This is a genomic window from uncultured Rummeliibacillus sp. (assembly GCF_934216135.1).
In the GTDB taxonomy this organism is placed as follows: Bacteria; Bacillota; Bacilli; order Bacillales_A; family Planococcaceae; genus Rummeliibacillus.
The window spans coordinates 1-16,780 of sequence record NZ_CAKQBI010000044.1 but is presented as its reverse complement, the minus strand read 5'-3'; the positions used below and the strand labels follow the sequence as shown (position 1 = coordinate 16,780).

The 16,780-nt window shown below is 34.3% G+C and carries 22 protein-coding genes and 1 pseudogene; 8 read left to right on the top strand and 15 right to left on the bottom strand.

Annotated elements, in window-relative coordinates; all coding sequences use genetic code 11:
• Positions 1-59 precede the first annotated feature (59 nt).
• The 6 genes and pseudogenes from Q0977_RS16770 to Q0977_RS16750 all read right to left on the bottom strand — a co-directional run bounded on the left by Q0977_RS16770 (position 60) and on the right by Q0977_RS16750 (position 5,012).
• Entirely contained in the window at positions 60-509 is a 450-nt protein-coding gene (locus Q0977_RS16770) for a hypothetical protein (protein ID WP_299515989.1), read from the bottom strand.
• Positions 510-804: 295 nt separating this feature from the next.
• Entirely contained in the window at positions 805-1,866 is a 1,062-nt protein-coding gene (locus Q0977_RS16765) for a hypothetical protein (RefSeq protein ID WP_299515987.1), read from the bottom strand.
• A gap of 27 nt (positions 1,867-1,893) precedes the next feature.
• Complete coding sequence (locus Q0977_RS16760; RefSeq protein ID WP_299515985.1) at positions 1,894-2,736, bottom strand: hypothetical protein; 843 nt, start codon at positions 2,734-2,736, stop codon at positions 1,894-1,896.
• Positions 2,737-3,219: 483 nt separating this feature from the next.
• A pseudogene (locus Q0977_RS18320) lies at positions 3,220-3,336 on the bottom strand (putative holin-like toxin); the annotation flags it as partial.
• A gap of 745 nt (positions 3,337-4,081) precedes the next feature.
• The gene (locus tag Q0977_RS16755; protein ID WP_299515983.1) at positions 4,082-4,315 is read right to left on the bottom strand and encodes a hypothetical protein; all 234 of its coding nucleotides are present in this window, start codon (positions 4,313-4,315) and stop codon (positions 4,082-4,084) included.
• A gap of 97 nt (positions 4,316-4,412) precedes the next feature.
• On the bottom strand, positions 4,413-5,012 hold the full coding sequence (locus Q0977_RS16750) for a site-specific integrase (RefSeq protein WP_299515981.1): 600 nt from the start codon (positions 5,010-5,012) through the stop codon (positions 4,413-4,415).
• 59 nt (positions 5,013-5,071) lie between these two features.
• On the opposite strand from Q0977_RS16750, the gene Q0977_RS16745 reads away from it, so the two are divergent.
• Together Q0977_RS16745 and Q0977_RS16740 are read left to right on the top strand one after the other, a co-directional pair.
• Positions 5,072-5,422 (top strand): type II toxin-antitoxin system RelE/ParE family toxin, encoded by a 351-nt coding sequence (locus Q0977_RS16745; RefSeq protein ID WP_299515979.1) that lies wholly within the window; start codon positions 5,072-5,074, stop codon positions 5,420-5,422.
• Positions 5,419-5,703 (top strand): helix-turn-helix transcriptional regulator, encoded by a 285-nt coding sequence (locus Q0977_RS16740; RefSeq protein ID WP_299515977.1) that lies wholly within the window; start codon positions 5,419-5,421, stop codon positions 5,701-5,703. The genes Q0977_RS16745 and Q0977_RS16740 overlap by 4 nt, the downstream gene beginning before the upstream one ends.
• A 120-nt stretch (positions 5,704-5,823) precedes the next feature.
• Here Q0977_RS16740 and Q0977_RS16735 read toward each other — a convergent pair whose 3' ends face one another.
• From Q0977_RS16735 to Q0977_RS16715, 5 genes are all read right to left on the bottom strand, one after another.
• The gene (locus tag Q0977_RS16735) at positions 5,824-6,036 is read right to left on the bottom strand and encodes a DUF3923 family protein (RefSeq protein WP_299515975.1); all 213 of its coding nucleotides are present in this window, start codon (positions 6,034-6,036) and stop codon (positions 5,824-5,826) included.
• A 10-nt stretch (positions 6,037-6,046) separates the two neighbouring features.
• Positions 6,047-6,589: a helix-turn-helix transcriptional regulator gene (locus Q0977_RS16730; RefSeq protein ID WP_299515973.1), complete on the bottom strand. Its 543-nt coding sequence runs from the start codon at positions 6,587-6,589 to the stop codon at positions 6,047-6,049.
• A 205-nt stretch (positions 6,590-6,794) separates the two neighbouring features.
• Complete coding sequence (locus tag Q0977_RS16725) at positions 6,795-7,559, bottom strand: helix-turn-helix transcriptional regulator (protein WP_299515971.1); 765 nt, start codon at positions 7,557-7,559, stop codon at positions 6,795-6,797.
• Positions 7,560-7,785: 226 nt separating this feature from the next.
• Positions 7,786-7,932: a hypothetical protein gene (locus Q0977_RS16720; RefSeq protein ID WP_299515969.1), complete on the bottom strand. Its 147-nt coding sequence runs from the start codon at positions 7,930-7,932 to the stop codon at positions 7,786-7,788.
• Positions 7,933-8,010: 78 nt separating this feature from the next.
• Entirely contained in the window at positions 8,011-8,661 is a 651-nt protein-coding gene (locus tag Q0977_RS16715; protein ID WP_299515967.1) for a helix-turn-helix domain-containing protein, read from the bottom strand.
• A 157-nt stretch (positions 8,662-8,818) separates the two neighbouring features.
• On the opposite strand from Q0977_RS16715, the gene Q0977_RS16710 reads away from it, so the two are divergent.
• From Q0977_RS16710 to Q0977_RS16690, 5 genes are all read left to right on the top strand, one after another.
• Positions 8,819-8,974: a hypothetical protein gene (locus Q0977_RS16710; RefSeq protein WP_299515965.1), complete on the top strand. Its 156-nt coding sequence runs from the start codon at positions 8,819-8,821 to the stop codon at positions 8,972-8,974.
• Between the two features lie 65 nt (positions 8,975-9,039).
• Positions 9,040-9,513 carry a conjugal transfer protein TraF gene (traF, locus tag Q0977_RS16705; RefSeq protein ID WP_299515963.1) on the top strand — a complete coding sequence of 158 codons (474 nt, stop codon included), beginning with the start codon at positions 9,040-9,042 and terminating at the stop codon, positions 9,511-9,513.
• Positions 9,514-9,567: 54 nt separating this feature from the next.
• Entirely contained in the window at positions 9,568-11,730 is a 2,163-nt protein-coding gene (locus tag Q0977_RS16700) for a peptide cleavage/export ABC transporter (RefSeq protein WP_299515961.1), read from the top strand.
• Positions 11,731-12,034: 304 nt separating this feature from the next.
• Complete coding sequence (locus Q0977_RS16695) at positions 12,035-12,244, top strand: Blp family class II bacteriocin (protein ID WP_299515959.1); 210 nt, start codon at positions 12,035-12,037, stop codon at positions 12,242-12,244.
• Between the two features lie 28 nt (positions 12,245-12,272).
• Complete coding sequence (locus tag Q0977_RS16690; RefSeq protein WP_299515957.1) at positions 12,273-12,473, top strand: Blp family class II bacteriocin; 201 nt, start codon at positions 12,273-12,275, stop codon at positions 12,471-12,473.
• 63 nt (positions 12,474-12,536) lie between these two features.
• Here Q0977_RS16690 and Q0977_RS16685 read toward each other — a convergent pair whose 3' ends face one another.
• Positions 12,537-12,737, bottom strand: coding sequence for a helix-turn-helix transcriptional regulator (locus Q0977_RS16685; protein WP_299515955.1), 201 nt, complete (start codon positions 12,735-12,737; stop codon positions 12,537-12,539).
• A 34-nt stretch (positions 12,738-12,771) separates the two neighbouring features.
• Positions 12,772-13,263, bottom strand: coding sequence for a hypothetical protein (locus Q0977_RS16680; RefSeq protein WP_299515953.1), 492 nt, complete (start codon positions 13,261-13,263; stop codon positions 12,772-12,774).
• A gap of 88 nt (positions 13,264-13,351) precedes the next feature.
• Between Q0977_RS16680 and Q0977_RS16675 the strand changes: the two genes are divergently transcribed.
• The gene (locus Q0977_RS16675; protein ID WP_299515951.1) at positions 13,352-13,672 is read left to right on the top strand and encodes a hypothetical protein; all 321 of its coding nucleotides are present in this window, start codon (positions 13,352-13,354) and stop codon (positions 13,670-13,672) included.
• Between the two features lie 792 nt (positions 13,673-14,464).
• Here the strand turns inward: Q0977_RS16675 and Q0977_RS16670 are convergent.
• Positions 14,465-15,445, bottom strand: a complete 981-nt coding sequence (locus tag Q0977_RS16670; protein WP_299515949.1) for a replication initiator protein A — start codon at positions 15,443-15,445, stop codon at positions 14,465-14,467.
• A gap of 377 nt (positions 15,446-15,822) precedes the next feature.
• Positions 15,823-16,386 carry a DUF536 domain-containing protein gene (locus Q0977_RS16665; protein WP_299515948.1) on the bottom strand — a complete coding sequence of 188 codons (564 nt, stop codon included), beginning with the start codon at positions 16,384-16,386 and terminating at the stop codon, positions 15,823-15,825.
• Between the last annotated feature and the right edge of the window lie 394 nt (positions 16,387-16,780).

Genomic DNA, 16,780 nt, shown 5'->3' with positions numbered 1-16,780 from the left:
GTTTTGGAGCTACATATTTAGAAAAAAAGCTAGGGAATTTAATTCCCTGGCTTTTCCCATTAATAGAGCATTGCTGTTACTTTAGTAACCTTAAATGCTTTTGTCTTTGTATAATACTTGGGAGATCTAGTTGGTATTTTATCTCTATCTTTAACTAAATAGCCGATGTGAATGGATTTTAATGATTTATTAGTCTTAATAAACCACCAAATCATTTTGTTTTCATTTGCTGAATCTATACCTATTAGTACATAATACCCATCAAATATCTCATAAGAAATATCTTTAGTATAAAAAGCTCCTCTGTTTGTTCCTTTTGCTTCTATACTTGTTTTCCGAAATAAAAAATACTCATTATGATTAGAATTCCCCCAATTTGTATTAACTAATTTATGCGGAAGACCATTCTTAGTTTTTATTTTTTGGGCATTAGCATAATTACAGTATGAAAAAGAAAACATAAATATGAAAATAATAAGCAACTTTTTTAAAATAGATTTCTTATACATATTTTATCTCCATTATAATTATTTTATTTATGATGTACTATTGTTGTAGTTAATATTATTCGAAAACGAAAGGACTATTGACATGAAACCCAAAAAGACAGCTTACATTATTAGCGAGGTGGTTAAATTCATCAGCTTTATTATTTTAATCGTAGCATTCTATATTACTAAAGAACTAAATATTGTTTTCTGGTTAATTGCTATGATAGATTTTGGTGTCTCAATACTATTTTTACCTAATAACTTTTTAAATAACCTAGTTCTAAGTTTTATTAAGAACAAAAAATAACATTTTCTAGCTTTTAAGTGATTTTTTATAAATTTTAAACCCATGAGCACGAGCGGTTTTTAATGCAGACGATCGTTTGGTGTTCCATCCAGAAAAAATTCTTTCTTTTTCCTTACGTGGGGTAATTTCTTCAATTTTTATTCCCTTATTGTGTTTTAGGAGTTTTTTAATCCTTTGGCCTGTACTGTATCGCTCAATATCGTCTCCAAACGAAAACAGCGAATAAGCCAATCCTAAATATGGATTCTTCCCAGCTAAATAAGAGATTGTAAAAGCCTTTACCATTTGTTTGTATCCGGGAACTCTTGGATGAGTAATGATGTAGGCATATTTCTTAGCGGCTTTCCTATTAAGAAATACAAATGTCTTTTTTACTGTTCCAAGCGGTACTACTCCAAAAAGTTTAACTTTCTTCTTAACTTTGATGATTGCAGACTTGATATATTTACTTTTCTTATGCTTATTTGTATTTTTGGCAGAGATCACTTTAGTATTGTAATGGGCTAGGTTTGTTTTTTTTTGAATATTATTTTGATTTTTAGTAAACCCAATATTATTATTGTTATTTTTAGGAGGCTCTGTTATTGACGTTTCCTTTCTGGGGATTGGCTTTTTATTTTTAATTTGATTGTTTTGGGTATTGTTGATACCCTGATCGTTGTTTTTTAAATCACTCTGACGGGTATCTTTACCCAAAGATTCATCTGTCTGCGTACTCTGACCTGAGGCATTACCATATCCAATTTGATTTTGTGGACTAGTTGCCGTTGTACCAGCCCCAACTCCATTAGTTGCGGTTGCTCCGGCTGTTGTACCGCTAGTCTCTGCTCCACCAGCACCTGCATCGCCACCAATAGCGCCCCCTTGACCATTTCCCCCAATGACACCTGGTTCACGATCTCCTTGACCATTAGTATTGTCATCATTGTCATTATTATTATCGTTTTTATTATTTGAAGCTGCAGTAGCATCCGCATACGCCATCACTGGCCTAGAATTGCTATACATAGTAACTGTTCCAATCGCCGCTGCCCCAATAAATACAGCGATTAATTGTTTAATCCTCAACTCTGTCCCCCACTTTCAATGTGCTGGTTATCTAAATAGATTCCGAATTGTTGAAACTACTTGGCAAATTGAATTAACAATTGCTGTCCCTTGACCAACGACATTGGAAACGGATCCAGTAATGTCATAAGCAAGTTGCCCCTGATTAGCACCAATCTGCGATTGGGTTAAAGCTGGTTGTAAGCGAATGTTTTCGTTAGTGGCGTCTTGGTTCTTTTTAGAATCTTCTGCACTTAAGACCGGTGTGGTAGCTGAACTACTATTTTGATTGTCTGTCGTTGGTTGAGTAGTTGCGTTGTCAGCTGGGGTAGTCGTACTTTGATCGTTAGTTGGTTCCTCACTTGGAGCTGGGGTAACTGTGACTGGTTTAACCGCCGGTTTGTCAGCGACAACCTTCCGTCTAATAATTTGTTGTTTAGTTGATGTCTTGCCCCGCTTGTTTTTCTTGGTCGTGTAGCGAGTCTTGACTTCCCGATACTCAGTTGAGTTCTTAACTGATTTAGTCGATTTTTTAGTCGCGTTAGCTGCTTGATTCTTCATCACTACGTGCTTAGCAGTCCGTTTGGTTGCCTTTGGCTTAGCATTTTTTTGCTTAGTCGTTTTGGCTGGCTTGACTTGGTGTTTTAACGTAGTTGCCTTAGTGGCTCTGACTGGTTTCACTCGTTTATTAGCCTGTGTACTTGGCTTAACTGTAGTCGTTGGCTTATGTATTGATTTAGCCTTGGTAACTGTTGGTTTAACCACTGCCTTAGCAGTCGTTACGGCAACGCCGGTGCTTGCTTGGGTCACATTGTCGGTACTTGTCAACACCATTCCCATGGCTACGGCGCTAACTAACCCCGCTTGTAAACATAATTTATAAATTTTCATATTTCTTCTCCCTAATACATATTATTATTTTCACAAATTAAGTATAGCTCAACATCATCTAAATACAATAGTTATTTCTTATAAGTGCATAAATACCGTCGCTGAAGGATTGATCGTATTTATTACCCAAGTAAGTTAGCGTTGAATCATAACCAAAAAGGTTATCATGGCCAATTTAATTTCGACGTGCTTTTCGAAAATAAACAAAGATTTTATGCATTGACTCGGTTATCTAATAAAACCAACGTCAAATGCTCCTAGTATCGGTAGTCATTATTTTCAATGTTACATAGACGCACTCTCACGCCACTTTCGTGCAATCAACTCAATAAGTCTACGTATCATCCTTGCGTTTAGATCGTGGATTGCGTCCTAAATTTATAACTACCCTTGTTTAACTATTTTAGGTTTATAATCATTTATAAGAAGTGCTACTGACATAGCACTTCTCCAACAGAACCGTTTAAGACGGTGGCATAATCATTAATTATAAAATAACCGCGACCAGCCAAAGTAGGCGGTTATTTTTTGTTGATTTTTAATCAGTTCAACTATCAACGCCAACAATTGGATCAATAGTGAACCCAAGGTCAGCATTAATAATAGACTCTCCGTAAAAGGATATTAAGCGCCCGTTGTATCATTGCAGTGGCAATAATGATGTAGTGATCTGTTGGCAATCAAAAGCCCATATCTTTAGTTAAGGATGTGGGCTTTTTTTGTTGATGATTTGAGTCGGGAGTCCAGAGGGGGCAATCGGCCCCTCTGGCAAGCCCATTTGCGACAATTAGAGGGCGCGCAGCGCAACTCAATTGTCTAGCAAATGAACTGCTGGCCATCAGTCCAGGAGTCGTTATCTTACGGGTTGGTAATCTCTAGTGTTGGTCAATCCAGATTTCGATAAGTTCTCCCCATCTAACTAGCTTATATTTTTGATTTTAAAATTAATTTCCAACCCCTTAATTGCCGTTGACTCTTACGTAATTTTTTAACTAATCTTCTGCCTGATAATATAGATATTAAGAAATGTAGAAATAGGGAAATAGGGAAATTTCTCACCAGCAAAACTTGGTAATAAAAATAGGCGACTATACAACTATGGATACAGCCAATAAAACTTTAGCCTTATATTCTGAGATGACAATCACGTTGATAAAATTGCTTTGGGCCAATTAAAAAAGCCCGCCAAGACGGGCTAACCAAAATCAACTTTCTACAAAGTTTTATCTTTTATCACGGGCTCTAATCCAAATAACTTAAAGCCATTTCCGTTAGGAACACGTCAATTTAATGATACGTAAACTCCAGATCCGCCAAGTGAATCCGAATAGACACAAATCACCTATTAATTTGCATCATGCCAACCACTGCTAAAACCATTCGTCATAGAACTTATTGCCTCTGGTGCACCTTTAACTATGAGTATGACTAAAACTAAAAAGACGCTAATTGTTGTCACTAATATCCATACTTTTTGATACTTTTTCAGCAAGGCAAACGAATTCTTGAACGTTATTAATAAGCCTAATGATCCGATTAAAGCACCAAACAAACCGAGATTTACTACAAAATTTAGCATATCAAATCGCCTCTAATTATTTTTAAAATACGTGATAATTATTTAGGAACTATTTGATTAATATTTTGAACTTTTATTCATAAAAAGTAAATAAAGACTAGCCAAAATCAATTTGCTGCAACTTCTGTTCTTTAGTCACTTGATCTAAACCCAAGTACTTTAAGGTCATTGCCTGTGAAGAATGATTTAACAAGTCCATGACCAGGGCAATGTCGTGACCAGATTGCTCGTAGACGCGGTATGCGCCCGTTTTACGCATGGTATGGGTGCCTAAGTAGTTAATCCCTAGCAAATCACCTACACGCGCCATAATGCGGTAAAATTGCCGTTCTGTAATGTGGGTATCTGTTCCTGGTCGTTGCGGCTTAAGTGACGGAAATAGCCATTGTGATTCAATTTGCTGCGCCGTTAACCATTCACGGTAAGTTAATAAGTCATGGGTGACCGGTGCGAGCCAAAGTTGATTGGCTTTACCGGTCTTTTGATCGTGAATGTACGCATGGGCCTTAACTTCGCCCTCGGCGGTAAAGACATCACTCATTTGGAGTCGCAAAACATCACTGACCCGCAATAAAGTTGCTTTGCCCACTTGAAAGATGGTGTAGTTTCGCTGACCGTACTTAAAATTATGTAATAGCGTATCTTTAACCTGCTGGAGCACATTAGAATCTTTGATTGGTAAGACGATTTGTTGCATGGATCTGACCTCCAAGAATTATATTTGCTTTTTGATAGCTTACTTGCTATCATAACCATATGAAAAAACTAGAATTTGACTACTATGACTGGCATGAATTCAAACATTTTTTAGATCAATTACCAGACAAAGACGCTGCTAAACTAGTTGCGACCATTCAGAACATTGAAATTAATGGCCTAATGATCGCCGAACGCCAATTATGGGTTAAAAAGCTAGAAGACAACCTCTATGAGATTCGGTCTAAGCGCGCCTCAAATATCCAACGCGCACTTTATTTTCAAGTTCGCGGGTCCCAATACCTAATTACCAATGCATTCACCAAGAAAACGGCCAAAACCCCCGCCAGCGAAAAACAGCTCGCTCGCAAGCGACGACACCAGTACCTTAATAAGGAGGACCAAACATGAGTAAAATTGATGAATATGTGGCTAACAGAAGTAAAAACAATCCTAACTTTGCCAAACTGGTTGAACAAGAAAGCATCAACTTAGACGTCGCGGTCAAAGTTCGTGATCTCCGCGAAAGCATGGCTCTGAGTCAACGGGCATTTGCGGAACTAGTTGGTAAGCCACAATCAACGATTGCCAGAATTGAAAATGGTTCAATGAACGCCTCAACCAAGATGTTGTCGGAAATTGCTCAGGCAACTAATCAGCGACTAACTATTCAATTTAGCCCCGTAGTTTAAGGGATAATTAATGAACAGAACCAAAAAATAGCCCCTAATATCGACAGTATAGATATTAGGGGCTATTTTAGCAACGTTTTGTAGGAGTTATTTGTTAATTATAACCCCTATAATTTAGTCTTACTTTCTAGGCTTAACAAATAGCAGTAAAACAAGTTGGATCAAGACGATAAAAATAAAGAAAACCACTAGCACAATAAAAGTAGCTAATTTATTTGCTGGCGTTTGAATTGTTCCAGCTCCATCAACTCTTCTAATAAAAATTACAAAGCTTAATATACTGAAGATGATTAGCCAAATAAGATTGCTTAACCACCAAACTTTTAATTTCATGTGTTTTAGGTTACTCCCTCTTTTGGTAGTGATATGTACTAACTAATTGGCATAATAGAATTATACTGGTCAGAAAGGCGGCTGTTTGAAATCCAAAGCTGTTTAAAAGACTGGTTTTAAAGGTACAACCAAGGGAAATTATAAGCGTGATTAGTTGTAGTGAAAGCTGTACCTTAAGATTTTTGATTTTGGTTAGGCAAAGCAAGATCACACTTAACAAAATCAGTCCGTCCATGATTAATAGGCTTCTTGAACTTGAAGCAAGTGTTAGTCGACTAGTCGCTAATATTGATAGCATCAGTAGTGGGTAAATATAACTTACCGGGATTTTGGCAAGCTTAGCTTTGCTATCGTCATTAATCAGTTCATCTACAGAGCTATCATAAATGTTAGCCAGTTGATTAACTAATATCAGATCTGGCAGATGCCGACCAGTTTCCCAATTAGAAATAGCTTGCCGTGAAACATGTAGTTTATTAGCCACCTCAGCTTGAGTAAGGCCACTTAACTGTCTTCTTTGCTTTAAAAGTTTGGGTAGACGCTTAGTATCCATACATATCCCTCCTAAAATTTAAGCTGATTAGTCTAAATTAACAAGCCAGTCATTCTGGCATCGTTGATATAGCTCCATTTTAACGCAAAAAATCTATCAAAGTAGCCTTGGCTAACCTGATAGATTTCTGATAATATAAGCGTTTTGAATTGTGACAATTATTTTTTATGGCTAGATTATCAAATTAAAACACTTAAACGTCGGCTTATTCAGTCACTGACTGCTGGACAGTATCGGATATATGGATTTGTGTCTTATACTTCTTAAGGTCATGATTGTTAGTCGCTGTATTTCCCTTATTGTTTAACAAGGCATCTAGCGCTGCTAAATTGCTAACATAAGTCTGATTAATGTAGGTGCGAGGAACGATACGCGCAACTTTAACATAACTGCCCTTATGATAAGCCATCACATAAGGATCTTTGACCCCAGGATTAATCCCTGTCGTTAGGGTTAGTTTGGTCCATTCATTCCCCATTGTATTATCAGTGAACCAAGCGGTCCAGTAACCATTGGTTGCCTTATTATTAGGCAAAATTTCCTTTTCACTAGGTAATTTAGTGTACCCGACTTTATAGGATAAAAACGGATCAAAGCGATCAATCGTCCCAATACCTTTATAATATCCCAAACATAAAATACCAATACTAACCAGTGCTATTACGATCAAGCCACCTAAACCAAAAGTCCAACGACGATAACGACTTTTAAGCTTAACATCATGATCTATCTGGGTGGCCAAAGAGGGTTCTTTATCTTTTTTCATTGCAATCTCCTCGTTAAATAGAAGTTTTTCGAGTGAGATATTAAACAATTGACTCAACGCATGCAGGGTCTCTAAATTTGGCATGTTCTTGCCAGTTTCCCAAGTTGAAACCGTTTGGCGGGTCACATGCAATTGTTGAGCTAACGCTTCTTGGGTTAAATTAGATTGCCTGCGCAAGGCCTTGACATCGTCTTTAAAGCTCAAATCTCACTCCTCCTAAATCATAATCAAGGATCTAAGGCAATCCTAGCAAGAATTACTAGGATTAGTCACGCAAATGTTACTTGCACAACTAGATAGTGTGGTTAATGTCGCCAAAAAAGCCATTCTTCAGATTGTAATAACGCTCTGAAGAATGACTTTAGAAATGATCAAAGGCCTATTTATAAGTAATGATTCCTAATAATTAACATTTCATTGACATATATTTCTAACACAAATAACCTCCTGGAATTTTATGACAAGTTCCGAAAATCCCATTTAACCACGATGAAAGTGACCTACCCGTCTTTTTCCCACCAGAAACTAATGCTACATCAGAATACGTTAGCGTGACAAAAAAAGCATCTTTTTCCAAATTAAAGCACCTCCTTATTTATCGCTTAGAGAATACAATGATTTTATACAGACGGCTAGCTTTTAATTTAAGACCCACTTACTTTGACTTAATCTTAGTTTTTAAGCTTTTTTTACTCCCATTAGGGCACAACATAAGGGAACAGTATGTACCAGTTGATAAGATTAAAGCAAATATAAGTTTGCCTGTAATTTGTCCAGTTATAAATACTAAATTAGTTGTTCTAGTATCCAAATTACTTTCGAAGATTACTATTTGTATTATGCATGTAACAAGAGCAGTCAGCACGATAATGACCCCCAGAGCTCTATTTTTTCTGTTTTTAAGGGAATCCCAGTATGGGTAAAGGGTAATCGTGATAATTGAAAATAATAATAAAAATAAGGGAATAGTAATTTTTATGAACGTTATAATTTCAAAATATCTTAAGAATCCTAAAATTAAAAAAATCCAGTTAAATATATAAGATGCAACAAATATGTAGTAAATCCTTTTCTCGTGGTTATCTTGTTCTTGATAATGTTCTAGCATTTGTTCGTCATCTAACAAGTCGTCCAAAGATATAGAGTATAGCTTACTTAGTCTGACCAAACTATTAATATCAGGAAAACTCCTTTGGTTTTCCCAGCCAGATATAGTTTTTCGAGAAACTGATAAATAATCAGCCACATCAGCCTGCCGTAAATTATTTTTCTCTCTGAGTGTTTTTAGTTTATCTGAAATTTCCAAAATTAGCCTTCTTAAAATAAATTTAATTTAGATAAACTTAATTATAACAGAATGGCTCTATATCAACGATATTTGATTGTCTTAAAATTACAGCTTGATTTCGCACCAAGTTATTGAGTAGATTCTAATTATCGAAAAACAAGGAGATATCAAAATTATGACAAGTATTAAATTACCCAAAGCTGTAGGGTGTAGCGAAATTAAGGAAAGAGATCTAAGCAGTATTGCAGGAGGTAAATCAAATAACAAGAAGCTTAGCACTATGATTAATGGTCTTTTAAGTGTTTTATCTGAAAACAAACCAATTAAATAAACTTACTGCATTATCTTTGATAACTTATTAATCAATGTAAACTAAATAAGGAGCAATTAAACAATATGAAGAAAATTATTAACTCAATCTTACTAGTAATCGCGTCTATATCTATTGGATTAGCCGTATCGTCTGTAAATTCCAAAGCAAGCACAACATCAAGCAGCGAAAGCGAAATTACATCTATAACAATTCCACAATATAAAAAGAATATAAAAAAGGTGACTAATATTTCTGAAACAACTTTTTTGAAAAAATTAAAGTCGGGTAAGCAATTTATCGTATTCTTTGGTTTTAAAGAGTGTCCTTACTGTAGAAAATTTTCGTATACTTTAAACAAGTTTTTAAAACAATCACGGAAAAAAGTTTTTTATGTTGATTTAGATAAAATCACTAAAAAAGATTCCTTAAAAACAAAAAAAATGCTTAAAGCATCCGGGCTAAAATACACTCCAACAATTGAAAAAATAAATCATCAAAAAATAACTAAAACATTAATAGGATCTGGAATAAAGCTAAAGCAGCTAAACGCTCTTTAAGTTTCTATTGTTAGCTTATTTATTAAAAGCTATTTAATCTTTATAGAGGAAAAAATGAATAATCGAAAAAATTACGTTAGGCAATTAGATGAATCTGATTGTGGAGCAGCATCGTTAGCAATGATATTGAAGTATTATAAATCCACCGTTTCAATTACAAAGATCAGAAGCCTGGCGCAAACAGATCAAAACGGTACTACGGCATTAGGAATAATAAAGGCAGCAAAATGTTTTAATTTAGATTCTAAAGCTATTAGAGTAAATACATCTTGTTATTACGAGAGCTTAAAAAATATACCTACACCATTTATTGCACATATTGATAAGAATCACGGGTTGTTACATTATGTTGTCGTTTTTAAAGTATATAAAAATAGTATACTAGTCGCCGATCCAGACCCCAGTATAGGCATGTCTAAAGTAAGTTATCGTTCTTTTATTTCAAATTGGACGGGAATCACTTTACTGATATCACCAGGAGACAAGTATGTAAAGATAAAAGACAATACTGCTAGCTTATTACAAACAGCAAAAGTTTTACTAAAGCAAAAGGGAATTATTCTAACAATAGTTGGCACCACTTTTATAACCACATTTATTACTATACTGGGAGCCTTTTTTTTACAAAAAATAATTGATTCGTTTGTTGTCAATAAGATGACTACCACATTGACAGCGGTGTCCATTGGTATGCTGGTGGCTTATATATTTCATGGCCTTTTCAGCTATATCCAAGGGTACCTTTCTGTAATATTAGGCCAACGTTTATCTATTGACATTTTACTTACGTATATAAAACATTTGTTTAAGTTGCCCATTTCATTTTTTGAAACACGAAAAATTGGAGAAATAACTTCCCGATTTTCTGATGCAAACAATATTATTAGCACCTTAGCAAGCACAGCGATAACAACATTACTTAATTTCGGAACCATTATAGTGATTGGATCAGTTCTATTTGCTATAAGCCATAAGCTATTTTTAATTTCGATATTAGCTGTTCCTATATATTCAGTGATAATTATGGCTTTTTTTAAGAAATTTGAAAAATTGAATAATGAACGTATGGAACGAAACGCCTTACTGAGTTCTCGAATTATTGAAGATCTACGTGGAATAGAATCTATTAAATCTATGAATATAGAAAATAAAATGTACTCGGAGCTAGATTCAAAATTTACTAAAACTCTAAGTGCAAATTACAAATATGGTTTAGCCACTGTAACACAAAGTGCCATTAAAGATAGCGCTGAATTGATCATTAATTTAGCTATACTTTATTTAGGTTCACTGTTAGTTATTAAGGGACAGCTTACGTTAGGCCAACTAATTGCTTTTAATGCGTTACTTGGATATTTTTTAGGGCCCATAGAATCAATTATAAACTTACAAGATGAAATCCAAAATGCTACGGTTGCAAATACAAGATTGAATCAAATACTTTTAACCCCAATTGAAACCAACATTGAAACTAACCGTTCATTAAAAGAAGGAAAGTTTAAAAACAAAATTTCTTTTAACAAGGTTAGCTTCGAATACAAATATGGTCAGCCTATTCTTAATGATATAAATATGGAGATAAAGGAAAACCAAACAATTGCAATTGTTGGCCTCAGTGGGTCAGGAAAATCAACTATAGCCAAATTACTAGCCAATTTTTACAAACCAACGTCGGGGAAAATTTTAATAAACGGTGAAGACACAAGCAATCTCAGCAAAAGGAGTATACGAGATTATATTACTTACCTACCACAATCTCCTTATGTCTTTTCTGGATCAGTAATAGATAACATATCGTTAGGAAGTACAAAGCCAAACACTATGGAAATGATTACAAATGCAGCAAAGATAGCGGAAATTGATGATGAAATACAAAATTTGCCTGACGGTTATCTAACAAACTTATCAGAAGATTCTGGGCTTTCAGGTGGGCAAATGCAACGTATAGCTATTGCTAGGGCTGTTTTAAGTGACAAATCAGTAATTGTTTTCGACGAGTCAACAAGTAATCTAGATCTGATAACTGAAAGAAGAATAATCAGAAATGTTATGGACTTAAAAGACAAAACCCTGATTTTTATTGCTCACAGACTTGAAATTGCAAAAAAGGCAGACAATATCATAGTTATAAAAGATGGCAAAATTGCTGAGCAGGGGACCCACAATGCTTTATTAAAAAAGAATAATTATTATGCACAATTATTCAATGAGACTTAACTATACACGACAAGCAAAAAGGCATCTTTATTGAAAAAGCATTTCAATTAATTAAAAAGTTATATTTAACTATCTTAACAACTCACTAAATTAAAATCTTGAAGTATTTATAAAATACATCATATTTGCCAGAAATCACTCAGATTATTATTATCTGACTTGTCTCATATTTAAAGACAGTTATTTTTTAACATGTCTTTATTAATAAGCTTGATAGCATCAAAATATGATATAGCCTTAAAAGTTGGGTACCTTGCGCAAGAAACAAAAGCCCAAAATAAATTTTAAGGAGTTATGTATCATAATGAATTTTACGGAACTATCTTTAAACGAATTAAATATCATTACAGGCGGGAAAAAATATAGAGGTGGAAATTATCGCTGCATGATTAAGTCTGGATCCGCCGCTCTTGGTGGAGCAATTGGAGGGATTCCCGCTGGTGCCGTTGGTATTGTAGGAGGCGGAACTGCTGGATTAGTAGCAGGGGCTGTCAGCTGTTTAGTTAATCCATAAAAATATTATAAAGTAGGAGATTACGTAAATGTATAATTTATTATTAGAAGAAGAACTAACTAGTGTTGTCGGTGGTAAGAAAAAACTTGCTTGTTCTTATAGTGATGCCATTAGCTCCGGTATTTCCGGAGGAATTACAGGAATAATCGGCGGTCCTTTTGGGGCTTTAGGCGGAGCAATAGCTGGTGCTGGTAATTGTCTTGCTGGCAACTTTCATGGAATACATTAAAACTAATACAAACTTAAAAAATCAGTGTCTTAATTAATTAAGGCACTGATTTTCTAAGTTAAATTAACTAAAAAAATTGGGGTTAAAGACCACATCCAAACTTTGGCCAAGGGTGTTCACTATATCTAAACACACCTTGAGTGACGGATTATACTTGAAAGTTTCAATTAAGCCAATAGTTTGTCGCGTTAGGCCTACAGTTAACGCAAGCTCTCGCTGGGACATGCCCATTTTCATTCTATATTCACGTACTCTATTTTTCACTACAAGTACCTCCAATGATATACGTTTCAAGAAACTAAAACTCTCTCTTAATTTTTGCTTTGTTCACACGATATATGAACGTGCCATATAAGAAACAGAATACAAACGAGATTAGTACATCGATAACACTCGCATTTTCATGCAAGATATAGGCACTACCAAGTGTAAAAATTAAATTGAATACGATAAAGGCAAATAGTACCTGTAAGCTGGTCTTAAATTTCAAATTACTAACGGCATTATTAAACTCTTCCTGGCTATATGCTTCGTACAACAAAACATGCTTTTTTAACAATGCATACAGTAAATATCCAGACAAAAATATTAACGATCCTCCAACAAGAAACGTTTGTGGCGTAAAATTTCGATTGGATATATCAATAACTATAGAAATAACTAATACGATACTATCTAGAATGATACTTAACGAAAGACCTTTAGTACTGATTACAAATAAATCGCCCTTTTGTGCTTCATCTTCATGGCCACTAAGATTAAACAGCCAAGACTCAAAAAATTTCATCATAAAAACGCTCCTATGCAATATATATTTTACAAGCAATATATATATTGCCTTAGTTTTAGATCTCTGTCAACCCTTGGAGGATAAAAAAATGAAAACCAAAATAATCATACTTGAACTAGCTTCATACTTTTTACTACTATTGGGAGTATTACTAGAAGCATGGTCACTAACCTTAAAATTCACGTGTATTGGGATTGCTGTTATTATAGCTATTTTTGCACTTGTATATGACAATCAACGATCAAAAACTAAATATGTTATATTTCCTATAGTAGCCTATTCAAGTTATCAAGTAATCACAGCAAAAGCCCAAACATTCACATTGACTAATTTGTTGCCTAATTTTTTAATGCTTATATTTTTAATATTATTGGGAATGTGGCTTTACGCATTAAACGGTAAGAAATAACACCTAAAAGGCCCCAAAAAATATATTGAATCCATAATTTTTGTTTGCTTAGCTTAGTTTGTTGAGCATGTTTACCATTCAAATAATTCAATATCTGGCGAACATTATGCAAATTGTTTCTATAACTGAATTTGATTAAATAAAGCGTATTTTCGATTCCTAAAACAGTGAACGTAACCATAATTACTATGCTAATTGACAGTGGTAGCCAATGTAGGCTAATAAAACCTAAATAAATCAATAACAGACAAAGAACATTAGTAATATAGAGCCAACATATCTTTCGCCGCATCATCTGATACCTAATTTGGTCTATATCGCCTTTAACTAGACTATCAACTGATTTATTAACTATTTTGGACAAAATGATTAAAGATTTTAAATCAGGATATGTTTTATCATTTTCCCAGCTAGATATTGTCTGACGTTAAACGTAAAGCTGTTTGGCTAACTCTTCTTGAGATAGTCAGGGTTACTGATTCCATTTCGTACGGGCTCACCCACCTTTAAGAGCGTTTGACCGTCTTAGATTTAGCATACCTATACCGTTAACTGCATTTAGAGTTACGAAATCACAACGCGTGCTATTTGTATGGTTAACTGACAGAAGTGTCTTTTTCGTATACCATTCACAACCTTACGTATTAGACATTAGGCGCAGTATCCATGGTTATGCGCCTTCAGATTGCCTAATTTGTGAATTTGAACTGGTATAGCTATTTTTGTGATTGCAAATCCTATAAGATCAGTCTTTTATGATTGTGAAATTCCATGCTCAAAATGTCTATATCACTAGGCAATTGGCTCTTTTCTTAACATAGCCAATTTACGATCCAATTCAGCTTCTTGTTCTGATGATAATGTTGATACTTCTGTAGTTGTAGCTGAATATTGGTGATACTGTTCCTTGTTTCGCTTAGCCCATTCTGGTAGTGTTTCTTTAATGCTGTTCTTCTTAAGCGCTTTAGGCGCTACGTGTTCTTCAGGCTCATCTGCTTTAATTCCGAATGTTTCAACAAAAAAAGTCTTTAGCGAAGCGATAAGATAGCCGTTAAACTCTGTATATTGGTGTTCTTTGATATATTCAAAGATATTGATTAGCTTGCTATTCAATTTACTTTGAATGTTGTCGTTCGTTTCAAATTGACTAACTTCTGAATTAGCTAAATCGTTCTGTCTAGCTACTACGTTACGTGCGCTTAAAAGGCATTTAACGACGTTTTTAGCGTCATTAACATTCCCATTGGTAAACTTAGCTATTGTGTCTACTGCGTCACTAGGCAGCTTAATTTTAGCTTCTGTTGCCTGCTTCCACGCGTCGATTGCTGAATACTTGAAGTTAAAAACAGTTGGCTCTGTATTAACTGTATTATTATCTTGTATATGTTTGGTATTAGTCTGATTAAGTGGACAATTTGGCCTAACTGTATCGGACAATTTGTCCTGACTGTTGGTATCAGTGTATTCAAAAGGCTTTTCAAAGTATGGTAAAAAAATCTTACTAGCTGAATTAAATTGACGCTTCAAGGTAATCAAGCCCTTTGAGATTAAATGATTCAAACAACGTGAAATAGTCTTTTCACTTGCATTAATTTTTTCAGCCAATTCTTCGCGGGTAAAAATTACGTAGTAATCCATATTTTCATTATCGTAAAAGCTTTCGCGCTTCACGGATGATTGCATACGATCATTAATTAGTGAGTAAACTAAAATTTCGTTTCCTGTTAATCCTTCGTTAAATAAAAATGTTGGTGTTTTAATGAATTGCTCCATGATTTTATATCCCCTTAATTTTTCAAAGAAAAAAGGTGTCACAAGTATTAATTACTTGCTACACCTTCACTAAAACCATGGACCTTCAGAATTTTTTTAATTAAAAAAGTTGTGTTTGATTTGAATTATCCTGCTTCAGAATCTATAATATATTTATAAATAGAAATTGAAACAGGCGTAAAGGGCGAGCAAGTGGTTGTGTCACTTGTATGCTGATTAGTTAAGATACTCCAATATCTTGCTAATCACGCCTTTTTAATTTGTATATTTTTATGTAGTTGGAAAGTAATCGCAATCGATTACAATACTAATACTATCACAACTTTTAGGAATCTCCTAAAGGAATATACCCCCTAATTTAAAATTAGGGGGTATATTTATTTTCCAAACAATCTTCTGAAGAAGCCAACCTTTTTATAATTTTGATTTGTTTCTTTATTTGCTGGTTTGATTTCATCATTATCAATGATTTCAGCCTTATTTGTGTTGTCGTTTTTTTGGTCATTATCTTGTTTTTGTTTGTCATATTTGTCGTTTTCTTTGTCGCTATTTACGTTGCTTTTTGTCTCTTCCAAAAATCCGCTTAGCCTTTTATTTTGCTCCTTAAGTTCCTTGTTATCCGCTGTTGTCGCCAATTGTAGCTGTTGCTGTTGATCTAAAATTCTTTGTAATTTAGCAATTTGATCATCTTTTGTTTTGATTTGATCCCACAACTTATCTTCTTCTGTTTTTGTCGTAGTTTGTTCTTCATTTGCATAATATTGTCGTTTTGCTTTAGCTGGATTACGCAACATCTTAACTCCAACTTCGTCAATCATATATTTGTTTCCATTTTTCGTAACATGATCTTCTTTAAAGTATGGAATCTCTTTCATACGAGCTTGTATCGCCTGCTTAGTCACGCCGAATTGGTCAGCTATTTGTTGCATTGTTTTGGGCATTTTTACACCGCCTATTAATTAATATTTGAATTTAGTATAGCATTTAATAATTAAACAACAAAAAAGACAAATACTTATTTTGTTTGTCGTTTCTAAGATTATTTAACGTGTAAAATAAGCGTGTTCTGAAGCAATTTTTTAGATTGAATGGGCAATTTACCTTAGACAATAGCTAAAAAACAAGGCATAATAGGGTTCCTTTTTATTTTATTCGCCCACATATATGTGCTAACCAAAAAAGACTGACAAAAAAATGTCAGTCTTTTTTATATCTTAATTTAGAGGAAACTAAAAGAACGTATAGGTTTATATTCTCTAATGTAAACCTATACGTTCTCATGTGCATTTCACATATCAAAAGTCTTATGTTAAAAAATACTAAGCATCGCACTTG